Origin of the sequence: Leptospira neocaledonica, assembly GCF_002812205.1 — a bacterium.
Taxonomy (GTDB): domain Bacteria; phylum Spirochaetota; class Leptospiria; order Leptospirales; family Leptospiraceae; genus Leptospira_B; species Leptospira_B neocaledonica.
This window is the reverse complement of sequence record NZ_NPEA01000013.1, coordinates 35,346-57,396: the sequence shown is the minus strand read 5'-3', so window position 1 is coordinate 57,396 and position 22,051 is coordinate 35,346. Positions and strand designations below refer to the sequence as shown.

The following is a 22,051-nucleotide window of genomic DNA, read 5'->3' as shown; positions in this document are numbered from 1 at the left end:
AACGGGAACTTGGATCTTACTTTTGATCCAGAGCAGAACGTATACAGGAAAGGATCTCTGTGCCCAAATACGGCTTTTGGATAAAATAGCTCACTCCGAAATCTTTTAAGGAAACTTTTAACTCAGGTTCCATAAATCCACTTGCGAGAACAATTTTAACGGAACTATGAATTGCTCTGATCCTTTTGATCACTTCTCCTCCTCCAAACTTAGGAAGACCCAGATCCGTTAGTACTAATGAGATTTGAGAATGCCTCAGAAGAAATTGTTCCACTCCATCTTCTCCGTCTACAGCCAAATATACTTTGTATCCCTTGGACTCCAAAAGATCAGTCAACATATCTCTGAGGAGTTCTTCATCTTCGATTATAAGTATACTTTCTTTTCCTCCTAGCGACTCTGATTCTAAAGGAGCAGATTTTATATCTACTTCCGATTTATCTTTCGATACAGGCAAGTATACGAAGAATGTAGTTCCTTTTCCTAATTCGGATTCTACTTCGATCCAACCTTTATGATTCTCGATCACACTGTATGCCAATGCGAGCCCTAATCCTGTTCCTTTACCTATATCTTTCGTAGTGAAGAACGGTTCGAATATCCTTTGTTTTGTTTTTTCGTTCATCCCAGTTCCGGAATCGGAGATCCGGAGTATTACGTATTTTTCTGCTAAACTTTTAGAATATCCAGCCTTTAGACTTTCCGAGTCCGTTAAGAAGGTTTCTATGCTCAAGATCCCTCCCTCCGACATGGCATCCCTAGCATTCACACACAAGTTTAATAAAACCTGATGGATCTGATTGGCGTCCACTTTAACCAAAGGAAGATTTTCCTGAAAGTCCGTAAAAAGCCTAATGTTCTTAGGAAATGTCTGGGAAATCAATTTACCAATTTCTAATATAATATCGTTTATTTGCGCCGGTTCCAGATTGAATTCCGTTTTTCTGGCGAATGTCAGGAGTTGTCTAACTAGCGAAGCTCCTCTTTGAGCAGCCACATGCAAGGCAGAGATATGTTGGGAGAATTTCTCAGGGTTATTCCTGCTAATCTCTATCACCGAAGTGTGGCCCATAATAATAGACAGTATATTGTTAAAATCGTGAGCAATCCCGCTTGCCAGGGTACCTAAACTTTCCAGTTTTTGTGCTTGGATCAGTTGTTCTTCCAACTCCGCCCTTCTTTTTTCAACCTCCTTTAGCTGGGATTCTTTCAACTTATGTTCGGTAATATCTTCTGCAACTCCCGCAACTCGAATCGTATCACCTCTTTCGTTCTTAACAGGAAATGCTTTATCTCTTATCCATCTGATCTCTCCATCCGGACGGATGATTCTATATTCTTCTCTATATTCCCCTGTTACTTGCCTAGTCTTTGCACTTTCGATTACTCTATCCCTATCATCAGGATGGATACATTCCATCCAAGAGATCGGATTGTCTAAAAGGCTTTTTCTGGTTTTTCCCCAAATCTGCTCGTATCCTTGGCTGACATAAATGATCTCATTTTTAGAAAGACTAGTTAGCCAAAATACTTCATGAATTGCTTCCGTAAGTTCCTTAAATAATTCTTCACCTTCACGATTCAGCCTTTCTGCTCTTCTTCTCTCTTCTATTTCGTAACCTAATTCTTCACTTCTCTTCTGGAGTTCGAAATTTTTCTCTTCTAATTTTTCCACAAGCCTGTGATTGTATTGGCGAAGAGGTGCCGAGTCCATAACCAATCTTTTAATATCGCGCTCCGATCTGGGATTTTTGATTAGTCTTGTTACTGTTTCTTCTAACAGTTTTAAACCGGCAGGTTTTTTCAAAAACGCGTCTGCTCCTAAATCGAAAGAAAGTTTCTCGTCCGATTCGGAAGTATAGGTGGCAGTATATATGATAATTGGAATATGTTTAATTTTCTCATTCTGCCTCACTTGAGAACAAAATTGGTACCCATCCATTTGAGGCATTAGAATATCGGAAATGATCAGATCCACTTCCGTATTCTCCAAGATCTCTAAAGCCTCTATACCGTTGGAAGCAGTGCAAATTTTCCTAGACCCGTTTTCTAACTGAGCAGAAATTAATTTCCGATTTTGATAACTGTCGTCTACGACTAGAATAACCATAAAATTTTAGTCCAAAAATGGATCGTGTAAAAGTAAGGGACGAAAAAAACCTCGTAGATCACGGATTCAGCCCCTTGATAAAACCGCTAATTTGTTCCGTAAATTTCCTCGTATCAATTGGTTTTGTAATATAACCGTCGCAACCTGCTCCATAGGCCTTTTGAGCATCTCCTTTCATTGCAAATGCAGTAACAGCTATGATCGGTATATTCTTCGTATTCTCCCTTTCTTTTAATTGTCTAGTAAGTGTAAGTCCATCTATCCCCGGTAATTCTATATCCATAAGAATCAGATCTAAAGGAAAATTCTCAATTATCTGAAGTGCTTCTTCAGCATTTCCTGCTTTTAAAACTTCGTATTCATCCAGCTCCAATAATTCGCAAATCAATTTAAGATTTACGATATTATCATCCACTACCAAAACTTTAGGAGCCATATTTACTTACCGTTAGAGATCTTTCTTGGAAGTATTATAGTAAAAACGGACCCTTTTCCCAACTCACTTTCTACATTTATTGTTCCGTTCATCAATTCCACGATCCTTTTGGTCAGGGCAAGTCCGAGTCCTGTTCCTTGGAATTGTCGATTGGCCCCACTGTCTATTTGTTGGAATTCCTCAAAAATCCTGGTTAGATCGTTTTCACCAATACCTATTCCGTCGTCTTCGAATCTCATTCGAATCATATCCTTGTCTTCTGCCTCCATATTCACTCTGATATTTCCGCTTTCGTGACTGAACTTAACAGCATTGGATAGAAGATTATATAAGATCTGTTTTATCTTTTGAGGATCCAAGATCACCGCATCTATAGATTCCTCTACTTTTATCGAAAAATTGATCCGCTTCTTTCTTAATAATGGACGAATGATGGAAGAAACCTCTTTAATAGCGGTGGATAGGGAGAATGTTTCTAAAAACAATTCCATCTTTCCGGATTCCACCTTAGCGAGATCTAGAACGTCGTTGATCAATTTCAAAAGATGGTTCGCACTATTTAAAATATCCGTTAAGTATTCTTTTTGTTTTTCGTTCAGAGGCCCCGGTCTTTCGTCAGAGAGTAATTCCGAAAAACCTATGATACCATTCAGAGGAGTTCTTAACTCATGAGACATGTTTGCCAGAAATTCACTTTTTAATCTGGCGGTTTCCTTCATTCTTTCATTCTGTTCTTCTAATGCGGCTCTTCTAAATTCTTCTTGCTGTTTTCTTTCTGTGATGTCGCGAATAGAACTGGAAACCAGCATACCTTCTTCCGTTTCCAGAGGACTTAAACTGATTTCCACGGGAAATTCTAATCCGTTCTTCTTAAGTCCGTATAGTTCTAGCCCGCTACCCATTCCTCGGACTTTTGGATCCTTAAAAAATCCGATCCTGTTTTGCGGATGGTTCGCTCTGAATCTTTCCGGTACCAAAACTTCAACAGGTTTATGTAATAATTCTTCTCTGGGATATCCGAATAATTTTTCTGCTTGGGAATTGATTAGGACTATATCTCCTTCTCGATTCACTATTACGACTGCATCGGGAGCAGATTCCAAAAGACCCCTGAACTTCGCCTCCGCCTTGATCCTTTCTCTAATGTCGCGGATGGCACTTAGTACCAATGTTGCTTCTTCCGTATGATACGGACTTAAACTAATCTCTACCGGGAATTCTGTGCCGTTTGATTTCCTGCCGAAAAGCTCCGAACCCACTCCCATCGATCTTGTCCTGGGTTGAGTAAAATAATGATCACGATAAGAAATATGGTTTTTTCTAAACCTATCAGGAAGAAGGACTTCAACCGGCTGTCCGAGAAGTTCTTGTAGTTTGTAATCGAACATTCTAAGAGCCTGCTCGTTCACAAACACGATACTTCCGGAATCGTTTACCATTACGATAGAATCGGGCAAAGACTCCAGAAGGCCTTTGTATTTGGATTCGATCAGTTTTGCATCCTTCAAAGCCTTTTCTAATGTCATATCTTTTTCTGCAGGGGTCGCCATAATATATAATAAATTTGTATATTAGAGTTAGGTAGAATACTTGGAAAATTTTCCAAAGCAAGCGCATTTCAAAAGATTAATATTGGAAAAAAATTATTATCCGATCGTACAAGAAAACGAAGGGACTCGTAAAAGATTTAGGATTTTCTAAAAGATCGGATCAGGTAGGAGAGTTTAATTTATCCACCCAGAGAGGGCGACTTCCTACAATTTCGGAACCCACTTTAAAAAGTAGAATATATCTACCTTCTTTAGGAAAAACTGCATGGGGGATTGGAAGACCTATTTCTACAGGCTCGGAACCATTATTGACTCGGATATTTCCTCCGACCCCTATAACTTTTTCGCCCGTATCTGCGTGTTCTAATTCTAAGGAAAATTCATGGTCTCCTGGGGAAAGATTTGTGACACACACATATATTCCCCAAGGAGGAAAGACTACAGGAAATTGTCCGGTAAAGAACTTAGTAAAAGTTCCTATGATCCCTTTTTTCCCGTTATCTTCCGAGATAACCCGATCTGCAAACACTAATGCTAATAGAACGGGCTCTCCCACGTTATTCGACACCTAAGATCAGACCGAATAAGCGTCTGAAACAAGATGTTCCTGCTCTTGTGTATGGACTTTCATATGTCCTGCAGCAGGGCTTGCAGATTCTTTTCTACCAGCGTAATTGAGTTTTGTTCCATTAGGAAGAAGATCTTCGAATCTATCTCTTACAAATGTCCAAGCGCCCTGGTTTTTAGGTTCTTCTTGGCACCAAACAAAAGTTTTGGCGTTTTTATAAGTTTTCAGAACTTCCTGGATCTCTTTCGCTGGGAAAGGATATACTTGTTCCACTCGGATCAGCGCTGTATTTTGCACCTTATTCTCTTCTCTATATTTTAGAAGATCATAATATACTTTTCCAAAGCTGAATACAATTTTCTCCACCTTATCTGCTTTCAAGTCTCCCGCATCAGGAAGAACTTCCTTAAACGCTCCTTTTAACAGATCGTCTATCGGAGAAAGTGCTCCAGGGAAACGTAATAAAGACTTAGGAGTGAAGATGATCAGAGGTTTACGGAAATTGCGCAGTATCTGTCTACGAAGCAAATGGAAATACTGAGCGGCATTCGTACAGTTTGCCACTTGCATATTATTGTCCGCACAAAGCTGCAGGAATCTTTCTACCCTACCGGAACTATGTTCTGGTCCTTGTCCTTCGTATCCGTGTGGAAGAAGTACCACAAGACCCGACATCCTCTGCCATTTCACTTCGGAACTGGAAAGGAATTGGTCAAAGATCACCTGAGTATTATTTGCAAAGTCACCGAACTGAGCCTCCCAAAGCACGAGTGCACTCGGATCTGAAAGAGAATAACCGTATTCAAAACCTAAAACGGAAAATTCGGACAAGGAAGAGTTCACTACTTCTGCCTTGGCTTGTTTTTCAGAAATATGGTTTAGACCTACGTATTTTGCTCCTGAGTTGATATCCACAAGAACTGCATGTCTATGAGAGAATGTTCCTCGTTGGCTATCCTGACCGGAAAGACGAACTCTAAATCCGTTCTCCAAGATCGAACCGAAAGAAAGCGCTTCCGCCATTCCGTAATCCAAAGAAACTTTTCCTTCCGCCATTTCTTTCCGGCTTTGGAGAAGTTTTACTAGTTTAGGATTCGGAGTAAAACCATCAGGAACAGTCGTGATCGCTTTTACGATACGATCAATTTGTTCCGCAAGAAGAGAAGTAGCAGTACCACTATCCAGAGGTTCTTTGGAATATTTCGCCCAAACACCCTGCATTGTATCCACTTTCATCTTGATATCTTGCTCTTTTGCTCTTTGGAAAGAATCTTCCAAACCTTGAGCGGAACCATTCTTGATGAAGTCTAATTCTTCTCCGGAAATATCTCCGTCATTTATCAGCTTTTTCTCATATAATTGAGCTGTAGGAAGGTGATTTTTGATGATGGAATACATCTTAGGCTGAGTGAATGCAGGCTCGTCGGTTTCGTTATGACCTAATCTACGGTAACAGATCAAATCTATGATAAAGTCTTTTTTGAACTTTTGACGGTATTCCATTCCGAGTTTGGTCACTCGGTACACCGCTTCCGGATCATCCCCATTTACGTGAACAATAGGGATCTGGTATCCTTTTGCGAGATCGGTTGCGTATAACGTGGATCTAGATTCATTCGGTAAAGTAGTAAATCCGATCTGGTTATTGATCACTATATGGAAAGTTCCACCGGTAGTATAACCATCCAGATTCATTAAGTTGATAGTTTCAGCCACCACACCCTGACCTGCAAACGCTGCATCTCCATGGATGGTGATCGGCATAAATTTAGAACGATCCGCATCTCCGTACTGCTCTTGGCGAGCACGAACGGAACCGGTAACAACCGGGTTCACTGCCTCTAGGTGACTTGGGTTGAACGCAAGAGAAAGTTTCACCTCTTTTCCGCTCGAAGTCATTTTACTGTTAGAATATCCTAAATGATACTTAACGTCCGCATAACTTCCAGCACTTTTGTCTGCCTTCTCTTCGAATTCAGCGAATACTAGAGAGGCTGGCTTTTCGATCACGTTCACAAGTACGTTCAAACGTCCCCTATGCGCCATACCGATCACGAGTCCGTCCATTTTGAAACGTCCGGCTTCTTCTACGATCGTGTCGAGCATAGGGATCATACTTTCTCCTCCTTCCAAGGAGAAACGTTTTTTACCCACGTATTTTTTAGCTAAGAATGTTTCCAAATGATCCGCTTGGAATAATTTTTCGAACAGCCTTAAGCGTGTACTTTTAGGAAGAGGCGCATGATATTCCGCTGACTCGATCTGATGTTGGAGCCATTCTCTTTCTTCATCATTTACTAGATAATATTGCTCGTAACCCACAGTGCTGCAGTATGCTTTTTCAAACCAAGCCACAACATCTTTCAGCTTAGCACGACCCAGAGAAGGATTCTGTGTGTCGACTACCGTATCCAAATCCGCAGGAGTCAGATTCCCCAATTTAGATTCGATGAACTTACGGTTCGGTTGAGAAATTCCAAGAGGATCTACATTTGCCGCTAAGTGCCCCTGTCTACGATACGCGTTCAACAGGTTGATAATCCCCATCTCTCTGATGGATCCGGCTTGCGCATCCGTAAAGGAAGTGGCAACCGCTGATTTTCCGTTGCCATTCCCGTTTCCGTTGGATCCGTTCTGAGGATATACTCCGTTAGTCTCCACTTCCTGGAAGAATAAAGACCATTCTTTGTCCAGAGAGTTCGGGTCCTTCTTAAACTTTTCGTAAAGTTCTTCGAGTAATGCTCCGTTCTCTCCGTATAATGCCATCAATTGTTCGATTTTCATGATCGGATCTCCCCTAAGCGTGAATTGCCCATTTGTCTACGGCCATGGCGGCCTCTTTTACGACCTCGGACAATGTAGGATGCGCGTGGAAAGAACGTGCTATATCTTCCGAAGAAGCACCGAACTCTACCGCTACCGCAAGTTCAGCAATCATATCCGAAGCTCTAGGCCCGAACACAAACGCTCCCAATACCTTATCCGTTTTTTTATCCGCTAAAATTTTGACTTGGCCTTCCGCTTCGTTCATAGCCTTAGCTCTCGCATTCGGCTTGAATAATGACTTACCTACTTTGTATTCTACACCGGCAGCTTTTAGTTCTTCTTCACCTTTTCCAACCCAAGCCATTTCGGGCCAGGTATAGATAATGCTTGGAACCGCAGCGTAATTAACGTGTCCGGATTGACCTGCGAGTAATTCAGCAAGTGCAACACCTTCTTCTTCCGCCTTATGAGCAAGCATAGGTCCGTCGATTACGTCCCCGATTGCATAGATACCAGCTGCGCTAGTTTGGAAATGAGAATCTACCTTGATCCTTTTTCTTTCTGTTAATTGGACCCCGGCAGCATCTAATCCGATCCCATCAATAAACGGTTTGCGGCCGACTGCTACAAGCACAACGTCCGCATCCAGTTCGGATTCTTTTCCGTCAGGTGCAGCAATCTTTACTTTAGCACCAGATTTAGAAGCAGTCGCTCCTAATACTTTATGTTCGAATAAGAAATTAAAACCTTGGGACTCTAAACTTCTTTGCAACAAGCTACCAAAAGATCTGTCTACTGTAGGAAGAAGCCCTGGTAATAGTTCCACCACTGTGACTTCTGCCCCGAGTCTTCCCCAAACGGAACCTAACTCCAAACCGATGACCCCAGCGCCGATCACAACCAGTTTTTTAGGAACTGCTTTTAGATCGATTGCATGGTCAGAAGTGATGATAGACTTTCCATCCACAGGAAGCCCTGGAATATCGATCGGAACAGAACCTGTTGCCAGAACGATATGTTTCGCGCTAAGAACTTCTTTTTTGCCGTCTGTGAGAGCAACTTCTACCTGGCCCCCTCCTAGCAATTTCCCAAAACCCTCATAACGAGTGATCTTGTTTTTTTTCATCAAGTAGTCTACACCGTCTGTGACTTCCTTAACGATAGTGTTCTTACGCTCCATGAGTTTGTTTAAGTCCAGAGTAACTTTGCCAACTCCGATCCCATGGATATCCGTTTTATGTAAAACTTTATGATATTCTTCAGAAGAATCCAAAAGCGCCTTAGAAGGAATACAACCTACGTTCAAGCAGGTTCCTCCCAAGGTTTTTCTTTTTTCGATGATCCCGGTTTTAAACCCGAGTTGAGCCGCTCGGATCGCACCCACATAACCTCCAGGTCCCGATCCGATCACTAATACGTCGTATTGTTCCGCCATACTTATTAGACTTCCTTAAACTTCTAAAAGAAGGCGGGTCGGATCTTCGATCGCTTCTTTTACCTTCACGAGGAAAGTAACCGCTTCTTTTCCATCTACGACCCTATGGTCATAAGAAAGAGCAACATACATCATAGGCCGGATCACGATCTGGTCGTTCACCACTACTGCACGTTTTACAATATTATGAAGTCCTAAAATTCCACTTTGAGGTGGGTTCAGGATAGGAGTGGACATCATGGAACCGTAAATCCCTCCATTGGAGATGGTGAATGTTCCACCTTCCATATCGGAAAGATCGATTTTTCCGTCCTTCACCTTATTGGCGAGGCGAGCGATTTCGGATTCAACCTGAGCGAAACTTAAAAGATCCGCGTCACGAACAATCGGAACCACCAGACCTTTTGGACCTCCAACAGCCACACCGATATCGAAGTAGTTTTTATAAACCAGATCAGTACCGCGAATTTCTGCATTGATTGCAGGAACAAATCTTAAAGCTCCGATCACTGCCTTGGTAAAGAAGCTCATAAATCCTAAATTGATATTATGCGCGTCTTTGAACTTGTCCTTGTATTTAGAACGAAGATCCATGACCGCACTCATATCCACTTCGTTAAAAGTAGTAAGTAGAGCTGCGTTATGCTGAGCTGCAACCAAACGATTTGCGATCGTCTGGCGAAGTTTAGTCATCGGAACAACGTTTTCTCTCGGAAGATTACTACGAGAAGCGGCAGGAACCGCTTTAGCAATTTCTGGAGAAGGAGCAGACTTTGCCGCAACAGGCGCCGCGGAAACCGCAGCCGCAGGAGCAGACTGTTTATTTGCAATTGCGTTTAGCACATCTTCTTTGGTGATTTGTCCGTTCTTGCCGGAGCCAGAGATAGAAGCAGGATTTAATCCATTATCATCTATCAATTTACGAACAGCAGGAGGAAGTGTATCGTTCTGCGTTGCGCTGGTTGTGTTAGTTTGTGTTGTATTCGTTGAGGAAGGAGTGCTTGAAGTAGGAGTGCTTTTTGCGGAGGCAGAAGGGTCAATGATTCCGATCACTTCTTTGATCTTGACCGTCTCCCCCGGCTTCTTGTTAATTTTTTGGAGAACTCCCGCCGAGGGGGCCGGTACCTCCATGGTCACCTTGTCGGTTTCCAATTCCACCAGGACCTCGTCCTGTTCTACTCGTTCGCCTTCTTTTTTTACCCAGTTTGCTATTGTTGCTTCCGTAATGGACTCACCCATTTCGGGAACCTTGATCTCTATCGACATCTTGATCCTACGGAGGTCGGTGTATACGTCCCATTCCGGGACCGCCTCCATTTCACTTTCGGAAAGCGGAAAAATTCTGTAAAGTCGTTCTTGTCAAATCGGTGTTTTGGATGAATTTTCGCGAAAACGAACTAAGGTTTTTAGTCCGCTTGCGGTTTAAACTTACGATCCGTTTTTCCGATCTCTTCGTCGCTGATCTGATATTCCAATTGGAGGAATTCTCTAAAATCTATTGACTTATGGTGGTCCCGATCTCCGTCGCATTGGCGATTCGCTTGGACAGATTTTGTCACACCTGCTACAGTAATCGGCTTTAAGGTCAAGTTCTGGGTAACAGGACATACTCCTGGTTTAGGAGACAATCCATTATACGCACAGGTTCCACCACTTTGTACTTCTTCCGGTTGTGGATCCAGACCGTGTTCGTTCTCAAAAGTCGGATAATTTTCTCCGTTATAGAAACGACGGTACATTTTTCCCCAAATCGGAACTGCAAGAACTCCTGCAGCCTGCCCTCTTCCAAGAGAGATAGAACTCTTATCGAATCCAAGCCAAATTACAGTGGTCAACTTAGGATCGAATCCGCAGTACCATGCATTTGTGAAAGAAGAAGTGGATCCCGTTTTTCCAGCAGCGACCCCTTTATAATTTCCTTGGTCAGGGGAATGGAGTCCGTTCGCTGCGGTTCCTCCCATGGCAACCATGGTCAACATTTTGCGAAGAATATAGGCTGTTCCTTCGCTGATGATTTGGATAGAACCGTCTTCTGCTTCTTTATCCAATTCTTCTCTGACTTTTAATTCTTCGTTATAAATTACGTTTCCTGACTGATCGATCACATATCGAACAGAAAGTGGAATCACATTTCTTCCTTTGTTTGCGATGATAGAATATCCCACCGCCATTTCGTAAGGAGAAAGTTCGGCAATTCCAAGGGCAAGGGCAGGACTCGGAACAAATCTACTCTTATCAGCTTTTGTTAAACGAGAAGCAAAATCTATAACGGCATCCGCTCCGGTTCTCAAAAGGACCTGAACCGAAACGATATTTAAGGACATGGAAAGTGCTCTGGAAAGAGGAACCATCCCTTGGAAGTCTCCGTCGAAATCCTGAGGAGACCAACCTTCTCCTTCTTCCGTTAAAGTAGTGAGAGGAGCATCCATGATCCCGGTTCCGGAACCAACAACTCTTTCCGCAATCGCTGCACCGTAGACGAAAGGTTTGAAAGAAGAACCTGTCTGCCTTCTCGCCTGGACCGCTCTGTTAAATTGATTTTTAGGAGTGAATTCATATCCTCCGACCATTGTTTCTATATAGCCGTTGGTATGATCTATCGTGATAGCAGCACCTTCTACGTGAAGGTTCTTGCCGAATACTGCGGTTCTTTTTTGGAATTCAGTAAAAGCAGCCGACTCATTATCTGCAGGAAGAAGTAAACTGAGTACATCCGCCGTATCGATGAGTTCTTTTTCTAAAGCCACTCTGAAGTTTGCCTTATCATCTAAGCGGCTTACAAATGGAGGAGCAACAGGGAATAAGGATCCGATAAAATTATAAAGTCCGACAAGACCTCTGTCCGCACCGCCCGCATAGTTTACTGTAACACCTGAAACCAGGTCATCGTGTTTTTTGAGAGCCTTACGAAGTTCGTCCTGAGCGATCTCTTGTTTGCGGATATCCAGGGTGGTATAAATTTTCAAACCCCCACTGTAGATCCTATCCTCTCCCAATTCTTTTAATAATCTTTGTCTTACGAATTCAGTAAAATGGGGAGCTCTATTCAGTTTGGTTCCCCAGGTGGATTGAGAAGGAGACTGGGTAATTACGATCGGCCAATACTTTTCCCAGAACTCATCGTGAATAGTCTGCACCTTGTCTTCCGGAACAAATCCTTGAGAAGCCATAAGTTTTAAGACTTCCAGGTGGGCTCTTTTGGAAGCTGCAGGATTTTTATAAGGAGAATAATCTACAGGCGCCTTAGGAAGTCTGGCAAGAAGTGCAGCCTCTGCCACATCTAAGTCAGAAACATCCTTATGAAAATACACATCTGCAGCGGAAGCAAGACCTGTCGTTCCATGTCCTAGGTATATTAAATTAAAATAAATTTCTAATATTTCTTCTTTAGAATATTCTTGTTCAATCTGAAGAGTAAACAGAGCTTCTACGAATTTACGAATAAAAGATTTTTTCCTATTATTCAAAACAGTTTTAGCTAGCTGTTGAGTAAGAGTGGATCCACCCTGTTTGATCCTGCCGGAGATCACATTGACTGCCGCCGCGCGAAGGATTGCGGAGAAGTCTATCCCGAAGTGATTGAAAAAGTTATTATCCTCTACAGAAAGGAAGGCCTGAACCACATGAGGAGGAATATCTTGGTATTTTAGAAGTTGTTGCTTATGACGATATAACTCTGCATACACCACACCGTTGATATCATACAAACGAGTGGGAGTGGTGGGTTGGTAAGAAGCTAAAATCGCAAGCTCCCCCCCCTCATCCACTTCCGCGATAATATATCCGAAAAACAGACCGCCCAGCAAGGCAAAGACCAAAAGTGTTTTTGTAGCTCTGTGAATTCCTTCGCTAAATAGATTCATACGAGTTTGAATTTCATTCCTTCTCTAGCCAGGACTATGGATAGGTCCTTAGCTCCAAGATTTTCAGCATGGGTTCTGGCGTCATCCAAGATGATAGCTAAAATTTCGTCCGAATAGGCGGGTTCATGGTGGGTCAAAGCCAGTTTTTTGACCTCCCAGGAAGAAGCACAATTGACCGCCATGGTATAGGCAGTATGTCCCCAATCGAATTTTTGGAAGGATTCGTCCAAAGTGTATTGAGCGTCCAAAACCAGAAGATCCGCCCCTTTAAAGAATGGTTTTTGCTCTTGGATCAAAGGAAAATCCTCACCATTATATTCCGCGTCGGTGGCAAAAATAAAACTTTTCCCATTTTCGGTGAATTTATAGGCGATGGAACCTCCCGGATGTTTGAGAGCAAGCCATTCCACTTTGATACCCCCGATTTCCAAAATTTCTCCCTTTTGGAGCCTATGGAAATTTCTTTCAGAACCAAAATGATCGAAATGGATCGGGAAAAATCTGGGTTCTTGTTGGTATTTTAATCTTTCCGGAAGATCTTCTAAAGGGGAATAAAAAGTGAATTTATTTCCAGGGATGTACATCGGTTTGAAAAAAGGGATCCCATGGATATGATCCCAATGGGTATGGGTGAAAAATACGGAAGCTTCTCCTTTTCCTTGCCCGAATACTCCACGGACTAGATCTTCTCCCAGAACTCGGGCGCCGGTTCCTAAATCCACAACCAATTCCACTCCGGAAGAACCGATGATCCGAACGCAGGTAGTATTTCCGCCGACCACGTAATTTAGAGGTTCCGGCAACCCGTCGAACCATTCTTCGGGGGAAGAAAAAGCTTTTCCCTCCGACTTGGCGACAAGTCTCAAAATGGAAATTACTTTCTCCCTGTATTCCTCGTTTGATAAGGGGGAAGGAATAGATCCCCGGACTCCGTACAAGAAGATTTCCATCTTAGGAACATTTACTATATTTCGCCCAAACTGTCAAAGGAAACAAAATCCGGATTTAGGTTGTCGTTCGAAAGGAAAAAAGAAAACTAGGGAGTCAATGGCGTCTTTCTCTAGCGGATTCGGTGTCTCAACCTCTCCACTCGTTCGTAAACTTTTGATCCTAAATATAGCGATTTTCGGGATAGAGTTTATTCTAAGCCTGGTGGCCCAACCCATACTTTTAGCCATTCTTGGGCTATTCGGACTGACTCCCGGCCTTGTCCTAGAAAAGTTTTTCGGCTGGCAGCTATTGACTTACAGTTTCTTCCATTCCCCTAATATGTTAATCGGATTCTTATTCGAGATGTTCGCATTTTGGATGTTCGGGTCTGCGTTAGAGTCTCATTGGGGGTCCAGAAATTTTTTACGTTATTTTATGTTCTGTATCTTTGGAGGCGGGGTTGCTACCGTGCTTGCTTCTCTTTTCGGATTCCAACAAGGGACAGTACTTGGTATTTCTGCAGTCCTCTACGGGTTAATCACTGCTTACGCATTGATCTGGCCAAATAGAGAACTTTTGTTCTGGGGTATTTTTCCTATCAAAGCAAAGTATCTGGCAGCTTTAATCTTGGTGGTTTTAGTACTTTTAGGATTACAATCGGGAACTCCAATCGCAAACGGACTCGGAGGCTTCGCTGCGGGAGGGCTTTACTTTTTATATTATACTAAAGTAAAATATAGATTCGGATTCAAGTTTCCAAGTTTCTCTTTTTCCAGATGGAGACAAAAAAGAAAAATGGTCCGCTGGCAAGAAGAGATGAAAACCAGAGAACAAGCAAAAGAAGAAGTAGATCGTCTCTTGGAAAAAATTTCCAAAGAAGGAATGAATTCTTTGAACAAAAAAGAGAAAAAGTTTCTGAAGGAAGCTTCCACCAAATATTACGAAGCGAAGGAATAAGTTCTGCCGCGCCCTCCCATCGATCCATCGAGCGACCCCTAGGGAGCGAAGATAACCATAGTGCGAGTAGAGTAAAGCACAAGATGCGCTAAACGAATCCGTGGGCGATCACTCGAAAGAGAACATCTGCTGATAACCCATTTTAAAACCCTGGTCATACGTATTATCTTTTCTCATTCCATATAAACCGCTAAAGAAAATTCTTCCTCCATCCCCCACCTTGTATTGAACTCCGGGATGAAGATTGAATGAATCGGAACGAGGAGCAGGGATCGTATCCTCGACAGACATACGATAGGTAGTCTCCAGAAGAAGGATCCAGTTCGAATTCGTTTCATAAGAAAGAGTAGCCCCGGCTTCCATATAACGGTAGTATTTATCTTGGACAGGATCCCTAAACTTGGAATCGGTTTCTCTCTCGTACAAACCGAATGCTTGGAACTTGACTTTACCAAAATCTAATACAAAGCCCAGATGAGGACGAACCAAAAGAAGATCAGGATTTCTGTCTCCGATCCAAGGTTCGGATACAGAAGGTCCGTAAACGTTCACTCCCCCACCGATCGAAAATATCCCGAAGGTGAAGAATGTCTTTAGTCCCGCTCTCCATCTATCCCAACCGCTCCAAGGTGTGTTTTTTGTAGAATCTTGGTCTACGTACCCGTAACCCGCAGAAACAGAAAAATTATCCCCTAATTTAAGTTCCCCATCCAGGGAAATTTTACGGTTCCGATCAGAATCCCTCGAATTTTTGTATTCCTGCGCTTGAGCACTCATTACAAAAATATTATATACTCCGACGGATTGTCCCCAAACAGGATAAGGTATCGCCATTTTATCCGAGCCTAAAATTTCAGCAAGAGGGCTTAGAAAAATCAGAAATAATAAGAGTCCATACTTCATAATAGGAACTCCAACCAAAACTCGGGTAAAGTAGCCTTAAGATATTCTCTTACTCTTTGGGAAAGAATCCCGTATCCTTCATCCGTAAGGTGACCACCGTCCAATAACATCTCACTATGGATCAGATCCTCGGGGTCGATCCTTGGCAAAAAGGTTACCTTCTGCTTCATTTCTAAATTAATCATAGAGGCGGCTTTTACCGGCCAAGGAAGTTGTACAGTCCATACATTCAGAACGACGATATAATCACAATGGTCGTTCAATATTTCTAATGTTTTGAGTTGTCTCTGAACGGTGGCATCGACCTCTTCCCAAGTAGGTTCATAATTATGCAGGAAATCGTTTACACCGCCGTTCAACATGCAGGATCTATATCTTCCCGTTTCGTTTTTAGCGGCCTCTTGGATCTCGTAAGTCCTTCTGCCCGGAAATGCTTTCTTATAGGTTTCGAACTCGGGAAATTGTTCTTCTACAGGCCAATAAGCGGAGATACTATCCCCGAAAAGAGCGAAACTAGGTTTGTACAGTTTGGATTCTTTAGAATGAGTATCCTTGTCCTGCACGCAGGCTCCCAAAAGAAGAGCCGACGCGAGGACAATAATTGAAAGCCGATTAAAAACTCCCTTGGCTTTCGAAGAGAAAGAGAGAAGCTCCAACTTCTCCAATAAATAACTTATATTCATTTTTCATAATGCTCTATAAATTAGGACAAGGGAAGAAAGAAGAATGTTCCCATTTTATTAAAAATCACGCAATGGTGACCGAAGTTCAACCAAACTTAAAGCTTACTTTAATATTAATTATTTATAATATATATTAGAACGAAGTTCATTTCACATAGAAACAAATAACCGGAAATATTCCTTGAGGAAGGATATAGGATGAAAGATTGGAATCGACTCTCAAATATAAAAAAGAGGACTACAGTCCGTAGTAAACCCATGGACGAAAACTATAGTCTGATAGACTCTGGTCTCGAAGTGCGAACTTTTATACTAGACCAAAAATCCATTAGGACACCTTATTATAATCTAGCTTTGGAAGAAGCGCTCGCAGTCCAACTAGTATCCGGAGGATATTCCGGTGGGGTTCGGTTTTGGGAAGGACCCAGGTCCATCATAATGGGTCTCTCCGAAAAACCGGAACTAAGTGCAGGAAAAGAAAATTTAGAAAGTTTCCTAACCGAATTTAACAAAAGGCAGGCTCCTAAAAAACCTTCCCTTACAGATCCGGTGTATTTGGCCCGACGAGCAAGCGGCGGAGGGACCGTAGTGCATGAGCCAGGATGGAATCTAAACTTCAGCCTTTTTGTTTCCTTAGAAGCAAAACCGGAATTATATCCCGTCTCTAACTCTTATAATATATTCTTAGGTCTGATATCTTCTGCCTTAAACAAACAAGGACTCAAAACAAAATGTAAAGGAAAGTCAGATCTGGCCTTAGAACTTTCTCCAGATGTATGGAAAAAGATTTCGGGTAACGCTCAGTTCAGAAAGAAGAACTGCATCGTACAACATGGGACCCTGATCTTGGATCCAAGGCTTATCCCATTGGTGTCGGACCTCCTTCCCCATCCTCCGGAAGAGCCCGAATATAGAAAAGGCAGAACTCACCAGGAATTTGTAACCTCCTTACCGGCCTCTTTTTCGCCAGGAAAATTCAAACAAGACCTTTCCCTTTTATTTGCGGATTATCTGGGGGTTGAAATCCTAGGTACCGAAGCGGATCCTTCCTTCTTTCGAAACATTCGCAAGGTGGCAGATCGGCTGTTCCAGGAAAAATATTCTGATCTAGGCTATATTCTGGGAGAATGATTCTCGCAGCACCACAGAGGAAAAAATGAAATACCTTCCCCAACAAGACCCCGAAATTTTCAAAGCGTTACAAGCAGAAGACCAAAGACAGGAACAAAACCTGGAAATGATCGCTTCCGAAAACTTCGTATCCAGGCCAGTTCTGGAAGCTTATACTTCCACACTTACCAATAAGTATGCAGAAGGATATCCTGGAAAAAGATATTATAATGGATGCGTCAACGCGGACGCTGTCGAATCCCTGGCAATCGAAAGAGCCAAAAAAATCTTCAAAGCAGAATACGCAAACGTTCAGCCCCATTCTGGGGCACAGGCAAACATGGCGGTCTTCTTGGCGACCATGGAACCAGGGGATTCTTTCTTAGGAATGAACCTGGCTCATGGAGGGCATTTAACTCATGGTTCTCCTGTAAACATCAGCGGAAAATATTATAAACCGATCCCTTACGGCGTGGACCCTAAAACGGAAACAATCGATTATGATGCACTCGCATCTCTTGCAAAAGAACATAAACCTAAATTGATCGTCGCAGGTGCTTCTGCATATTCCAGAACGATCGATTTTGATAAGTTCGCAGAAATCGCAAAATCCGTAGGTGCAAAACTTATGGCAGACATAGCGCATATCTCCGGATTAGTTGCTACAGGTTACCATCCTTCTCCGATCGATAGTTTTGATTATGTTACCACTACCACTCACAAAACCCTCAGAGGACCTAGAGGTGGATTAATTCTTTCTAAATTAGAAAATGAGAAAGTATTAAACTCCAGAGTGTTCCCTGGGATCCAAGGTGGACCTTTAATGCATGTGATCGCCGCAAAAGCGGTAGCATTCGGAGAAGCTTTAAGCCCTGATTATAAAAAATACATTGAAACAGTACTCGCAAACGCAAAAGTTTTGGCAGAAGTTTTCGTAAAAAGAGGGTTCAGAGTGGTGAGCGGTGGAACAGACAATCACCTTGTCCTACTTGATGTATCCGTAAAAGGACTGACCGGTGCAAAAGCGGCGGACGGCTTGGATGAAGTGGGAGTCACTGTGAACAAAAACGCGATCCCATTCGATAAAAATCCTCCGGCAGTTGCTTCCGGAATTCGTTTAGGAACTCCTGCACTTACTACTAGAGGACTTAAGACCCCTGATATAGAAAAAGTAGGAAATCTGATTTGTGATTTCTTGGACAATCCGGACGACGAAAAGACCAAAGAAAAAGTCAAGGCTGGGGTGAAAGAGATCACCCAACAATTCCCGATGACTAATTTCCGTTTAGATTAAACTATAAACAGAAAAAATAAGAGGACAGATGAAGTTTCTTTCTTATATAACCGAAAAACGGTCCGACGAATATCCTGCGTTAAATGGTATCAGAGCTTTTTCCATTATGATGATCATTGGTCTTCATATATGGATCGGAGCGAATCATTTTATCCCTGATATTCCTGTCCTCTTAGATACTGCCTTAAAAAATCTTACAGCAGGAATAGATCTTTTCTTTGTTTTGAGTGGATTTCTAATTTATGGGAATCTATTAAAAGAAAAAGCGAAACATGGTAACATAAAACTCTCTTTCTTTTATATAAAAAGATCGTTAAGGATTTTTCCCGCATATTATTTCTTACTGCTTGTACAGTATGTGAGCATGCGTGGAATATTAAAATCACTCAACGCAGCACCCCATCTTGATTCTTCAAAAACTCTCTTAAAGAATAGCTTAACTGAAAATATATCCTATTACTGGGCCGATTTATTATATATTTCCAACTACACAAAAGGAAGAATGTTCGATTATGGATGGTCACTTTCCATCGAAGAACAATTTTATATAATATTGCCGCCGCTCTGTGCGCTTCTTTTCTTTAAAATATCGGATAAGGCCAGACGGATCCTTTTAATTTCTTCGTATTTCCTTCCGATCCTCTTCAGGATTTTATATTCTCAATTCAATATTTTCTCGCCACATATGGTCTACCAACATAGCGAGACCAGGTTTGATTCTCTTATCGCAGGGATGTTATGCTCCGAATTTTATCTTTCTGCGAGTTATGCAAACTTTACTACAAAGAAGTTTATTAGGATTGGGTTATATATAGCGTCTATCACGTTAACAGCGATCGGATTTTTATCCGAGAGAACCGCGCTCACACAAATTTATGTTTATAATTGTCTAAACATTGGTTTCGCTGGACTTGTTTTACTTAGTCTTTGGGAAAATTCATATTTCTCGAAATTCTTGAGCCTGCCTATATTTCGTCCTATAGCAAGAGTAAGTTATACAATGTATCTTTGGCATTTATATCCGACCTCTGCAGCAATCTCCTTAGTGTGCGGGACAGTAATTCATTCACTGAGTTATTCCAGAACGTTTGCTACTTTCCTAGTAGCAATGTTATTTACTTTTATATTCTGCGTGATCTTATTTTATCTGATTGAGAGACCTTTTTTAATCCTCAAAGATAAATGGATCGCTCACTTGAAATCTAAACAGACAGCGGGAATCTCCCAACAATCCATTTAGATTAGAATTTGCGACTTCTCTGGGAAAAATTCCGGAGAAGTCAGCCATCCTTCTCCCAATTCTCGCTCTTCTCAGCCTCCAGACCCAGTAAACATCTTGACTACTTTATAATTCCATTTACTATTTTTCTATGCTCATATTAGGTCAGGATTCCGGAAACCCTATCCTGATTTGGCCGGAGTTCTCTTGGACTCCCGTTATCAGCGGAGCGATCTTTTTAGTCCTTCTATTTACCGTAATATATCTATTGCAACGTTATCTGCGCGGACAAAACCGTCTCGCATTAGAGTACAGAGCAAAGATCGTATCTAAATTACAGCTCCATCATTTCAATTCCAAGGATACAAATCTTTTTCATACGTTCTTAGACCAAGTAGACAATCTCGATTTAAAACGATTAGCAGAAGATCCCTCTTGGTACAGAAAACATTTCCTTCCTGAATTTTTACAGTTTCTTGCAGAGCAGAGTAATCTTCCCGCATGGAAAGATATATTAATCATACATACTTTAGATCATTTGATAGAAGATCATAAAACGACTGCCAAAAACTTTATCACTGCTATTTTAGAAACAGATTCCGAGGAAAGATTTCCGGCCTTACTTGGTATCCAAGAATTGGATGAGAATTCCTTAAATAAAGCGATAAGAGCCAGGATTTATACCAAAAAAGTAGGAGCCACATTCTCTCTCACAAGATATGAAAGAATGCAAATCCTAATTCCGGATGAGAACAAACAGTGGCTCAAATCCGAAGCAATATTAATCTCTCAAGAGGGAACAAATCTTACCTTACAGATCAAAACAGTTCCCGAACTGGACGAGAAAAAAACAGAAGAATGGATCGAAACTCCTAAAACAAGCCCTGCAGGACCTGCCCATCCTAGCATAATACCGGATGAATATGTAAACAGTCTGGCACAAATTTTAGAGTATTCCGGCCTTCACGCAAGCACTTGTGAGGAGATCACTCGACTCGTACATGCATACAAAGAGCATCCAGGGTTGATACGAAGAAGACACAGACAAGAAGATTATAAAATATTAATAAGACTATATAAAGTTTGTTTTATTAAATTCCGCTCCCAAACAACGAATATCCCAAAACCTGTACTTCTTTTTATTTATTTTTTCTTTTTGGACGAAGGTTTGCTCTCTGCAAAAAGACTGCAAGACCTGGAACTTGCTATTGCCACATTAAAATCCTCAATGACAGATCGACAATACCAGGAAGTAAAACTTTCTATTCATCTTCTTCCCGACTGGTTAAACTTGATACTTGCAGGCAAAAAGAATCCATCCCAAAATCATATGGGACAAACCTACGACCAGATCCAAAAATCTAATCTACGCTGGAACCAAGAACCGGAAGCAAAGAATATTATGAATAAAGAATATCTTTTGCATATTCTGGATTGGGAATTAGAAAACATACTTTATATGGGGCTTTTAGGGATTTCCTTAAATCCGAATTTTGCATATCCTATTCTTTCCGAAGATCAGTTTTACGGCGCCACGGAAGCGAATCTTACTTTTACTGATAAGATTTTATCGAATGCCGAAAGAGTTTCAAAGATAGACACAAGTATCTTCCAGAGACAAGTAACTGCAATTTCTAATACAGATCCAAGCCATACCGAGCAGTATAGAAAGGAATTTTTTGCAGATTGTATCCTTCTTCCTTATAGCGGAAATAGAGGTGTTCTATGGCAAGAAACGAGTATCGGTAATCAGGATTACAGCAGATTATTATTTCCGGTAGTTATGACTGAAAATGCCACATTAGTCGTAACTAAAACCCTGGGAGAATTCCGATGGGAAACGGAGAGAAGTATGAGAGGTAGAAAATGGAAGGATCCTATCCCCGCTTCTCTTACCTCGGAATATTATTCTTATTTGGAAAATTTTCAAAAAAATCCAAACCTAACTATAGAGGCTAAAAAGAGAATAGAACAACAATGGGTAAAAGTTGGAAAGAATATCAAGGATATGTTTAGTATTGACTATGCCTATTGGATCCTCTTAGAAGCGGAAGGAAAGCCCAGACTCAATCGGGTCGTTAGGGAAATCCTGAATCGTTTTGTTCCTATCCAAATCAAGTCCTGATCTGAACGATGCCGGACCAAGAATCCTTAGATTCTTATGGAAAATAGTTTCCACGATATGAATTTCCTTTTTTCTATGATTTTAGCTTAACTCGATCCGAGG

The 22,051-nt window shown here is 41.7% G+C and carries 16 protein-coding genes; 5 read left to right on the top strand and 11 right to left on the bottom strand.

Going from position 1 to position 22,051, the window contains the following annotated elements; all coding sequences use genetic code 11:
- Nucleotides 1-16 precede the first annotated feature (16 nt).
- The 9 genes from CH365_RS18975 to CH365_RS18935 form a co-directional block, all read right to left on the bottom strand.
- Nucleotides 17-2,110 carry an ATP-binding response regulator gene (locus CH365_RS18975; protein ID WP_100770120.1) on the bottom strand — a complete coding sequence of 698 codons (2,094 nt, stop codon included), beginning with the start codon at nt 2,108-2,110 and terminating at the stop codon, nt 17-19.
- A 58-nt stretch (nt 2,111-2,168) separates the two neighbouring features.
- Nucleotides 2,169-2,546, bottom strand: coding sequence for a response regulator (locus CH365_RS18970; RefSeq protein WP_100770119.1), 378 nt, complete (start codon nt 2,544-2,546; stop codon nt 2,169-2,171).
- Between the two features lie 2 nt (nt 2,547-2,548).
- On the bottom strand, nt 2,549-4,096 hold the full coding sequence (locus CH365_RS18965) for a PAS domain S-box protein (RefSeq protein ID WP_100770118.1): 1,548 nt from the start codon (nt 4,094-4,096) through the stop codon (nt 2,549-2,551).
- 160 nt (nt 4,097-4,256) lie between these two features.
- Nucleotides 4,257-4,652, bottom strand: coding sequence for a DUF6941 family protein (locus CH365_RS18960; protein WP_100770117.1), 396 nt, complete (start codon nt 4,650-4,652; stop codon nt 4,257-4,259).
- A gap of 18 nt (nt 4,653-4,670) precedes the next feature.
- Nucleotides 4,671-7,448, bottom strand: a complete 2,778-nt coding sequence (locus CH365_RS18955; RefSeq protein WP_100770116.1) for a 2-oxoglutarate dehydrogenase E1 component — start codon at nt 7,446-7,448, stop codon at nt 4,671-4,673.
- 13 nt (nt 7,449-7,461) lie between these two features.
- Nucleotides 7,462-8,865, bottom strand: a complete 1,404-nt coding sequence (lpdA, locus tag CH365_RS18950; RefSeq protein ID WP_100770115.1) for a dihydrolipoyl dehydrogenase — start codon at nt 8,863-8,865, stop codon at nt 7,462-7,464.
- Nucleotides 8,866-8,880: 15 nt separating this feature from the next.
- Nucleotides 8,881-10,131 carry a 2-oxoglutarate dehydrogenase complex dihydrolipoyllysine-residue succinyltransferase gene (gene odhB, locus CH365_RS18945; RefSeq protein ID WP_100770155.1) on the bottom strand — a complete coding sequence of 417 codons (1,251 nt, stop codon included), beginning with the start codon at nt 10,129-10,131 and terminating at the stop codon, nt 8,881-8,883.
- A gap of 140 nt (nt 10,132-10,271) precedes the next feature.
- Nucleotides 10,272-12,728, bottom strand: coding sequence for a penicillin-binding protein 1A (locus CH365_RS18940; RefSeq protein ID WP_100770114.1), 2,457 nt, complete (start codon nt 12,726-12,728; stop codon nt 10,272-10,274).
- On the bottom strand, nt 12,725-13,678 hold the full coding sequence (locus CH365_RS18935) for an MBL fold metallo-hydrolase (protein ID WP_100770113.1): 954 nt from the start codon (nt 13,676-13,678) through the stop codon (nt 12,725-12,727). Before CH365_RS18935 ends, CH365_RS18940 begins: the two co-directional genes overlap by 4 nt.
- A gap of 97 nt (nt 13,679-13,775) precedes the next feature.
- On the opposite strand from CH365_RS18935, the gene CH365_RS18930 reads away from it, so the two are divergent.
- Nucleotides 13,776-14,615 (top strand): rhomboid family intramembrane serine protease, encoded by an 840-nt coding sequence (locus CH365_RS18930; RefSeq protein WP_100770112.1) that lies wholly within the window; start codon nt 13,776-13,778, stop codon nt 14,613-14,615.
- Between the two features lie 108 nt (nt 14,616-14,723).
- Here the strand turns inward: CH365_RS18930 and CH365_RS18925 are convergent, their stop codons facing one another.
- On the bottom strand, nt 14,724-15,518 hold the full coding sequence (locus CH365_RS18925; protein ID WP_100770111.1) for a hypothetical protein: 795 nt from the start codon (nt 15,516-15,518) through the stop codon (nt 14,724-14,726).
- A complete protein-coding gene (locus CH365_RS18920) occupies nt 15,515-16,081 on the bottom strand; it encodes an SGNH/GDSL hydrolase family protein (protein ID WP_244283318.1) in 567 nt (188 codons plus the stop codon). The genes CH365_RS18925 and CH365_RS18920 overlap by 4 nt, the downstream gene beginning before the upstream one ends.
- Before the next feature lie 417 nt (nt 16,082-16,498).
- On the opposite strand from CH365_RS18920, the gene CH365_RS18915 reads away from it, so the two are divergent.
- From CH365_RS18915 to CH365_RS18900, 4 genes are all read left to right on the top strand, one after another.
- Entirely contained in the window at nt 16,499-17,332 is an 834-nt protein-coding gene (locus CH365_RS18915; protein WP_100770154.1) for a lipoate--protein ligase family protein, read from the top strand.
- A gap of 25 nt (nt 17,333-17,357) precedes the next feature.
- Complete coding sequence (glyA, locus tag CH365_RS18910; protein WP_100770109.1) at nt 17,358-18,605, top strand: serine hydroxymethyltransferase; 1,248 nt, start codon at nt 17,358-17,360, stop codon at nt 18,603-18,605.
- Between the two features lie 28 nt (nt 18,606-18,633).
- Complete coding sequence (locus tag CH365_RS18905; RefSeq protein ID WP_100770108.1) at nt 18,634-19,845, top strand: acyltransferase family protein; 1,212 nt, start codon at nt 18,634-18,636, stop codon at nt 19,843-19,845.
- Nucleotides 19,846-19,975: 130 nt separating this feature from the next.
- Nucleotides 19,976-21,949 carry a hypothetical protein gene (locus CH365_RS18900; RefSeq protein ID WP_100770107.1) on the top strand — a complete coding sequence of 658 codons (1,974 nt, stop codon included), beginning with the start codon at nt 19,976-19,978 and terminating at the stop codon, nt 21,947-21,949.
- Nucleotides 21,950-22,051 lie beyond the last annotated feature (102 nt).

Bases quoted from the DNA above. Each gene is read 5' to 3' on its own strand.
- CH365_RS18975 (WP_100770120.1), bottom strand. From the start codon at position 2,110: ATGGTTATTCTAGTCGTAGACGACAGTTATCAAAATCGGAAATTAATT.
- CH365_RS18970 (WP_100770119.1), bottom strand. From the start codon at position 2,546: ATGGCTCCTAAAGTTTTGGTAGTGGATGATAATATCGTAAATCTTAAA.
- CH365_RS18965 (WP_100770118.1), bottom strand. From the start codon at position 4,096: ATGGCGACCCCTGCAGAAAAAGATATGACATTAGAAAAGGCTTTGAAG.
- CH365_RS18955 (WP_100770116.1), bottom strand. From the start codon at position 7,448: ATGAAAATCGAACAATTGATGGCATTATACGGAGAGAACGGAGCATTA.
- lpdA (WP_100770115.1), bottom strand. From the start codon at position 8,865: ATGGCGGAACAATACGACGTATTAGTGATCGGATCGGGACCTGGAGGT.
- odhB (WP_100770155.1), bottom strand. From the start codon at position 10,131: ATGTCGATAGAGATCAAGGTTCCCGAAATGGGTGAGTCCATTACGGAA.
- CH365_RS18940 (WP_100770114.1), bottom strand. From the start codon at position 12,728: ATGAATCTATTTAGCGAAGGAATTCACAGAGCTACAAAAACACTTTTG.
- CH365_RS18935 (WP_100770113.1), bottom strand. From the start codon at position 13,678: ATGGAAATCTTCTTGTACGGAGTCCGGGGATCTATTCCTTCCCCCTTA.
- CH365_RS18930 (WP_100770112.1), top strand. From the start codon at position 13,776: ATGGCGTCTTTCTCTAGCGGATTCGGTGTCTCAACCTCTCCACTCGTT.
- CH365_RS18925 (WP_100770111.1), bottom strand. From the start codon at position 15,518: ATGAAGTATGGACTCTTATTATTTCTGATTTTTCTAAGCCCTCTTGCT.
- glyA (WP_100770109.1), top strand. From the start codon at position 17,358: ATGAAATACCTTCCCCAACAAGACCCCGAAATTTTCAAAGCGTTACAA.
- CH365_RS18905 (WP_100770108.1), top strand. From the start codon at position 18,634: ATGAAGTTTCTTTCTTATATAACCGAAAAACGGTCCGACGAATATCCT.
- CH365_RS18900 (WP_100770107.1), top strand. From the start codon at position 19,976: ATGCTCATATTAGGTCAGGATTCCGGAAACCCTATCCTGATTTGGCCG.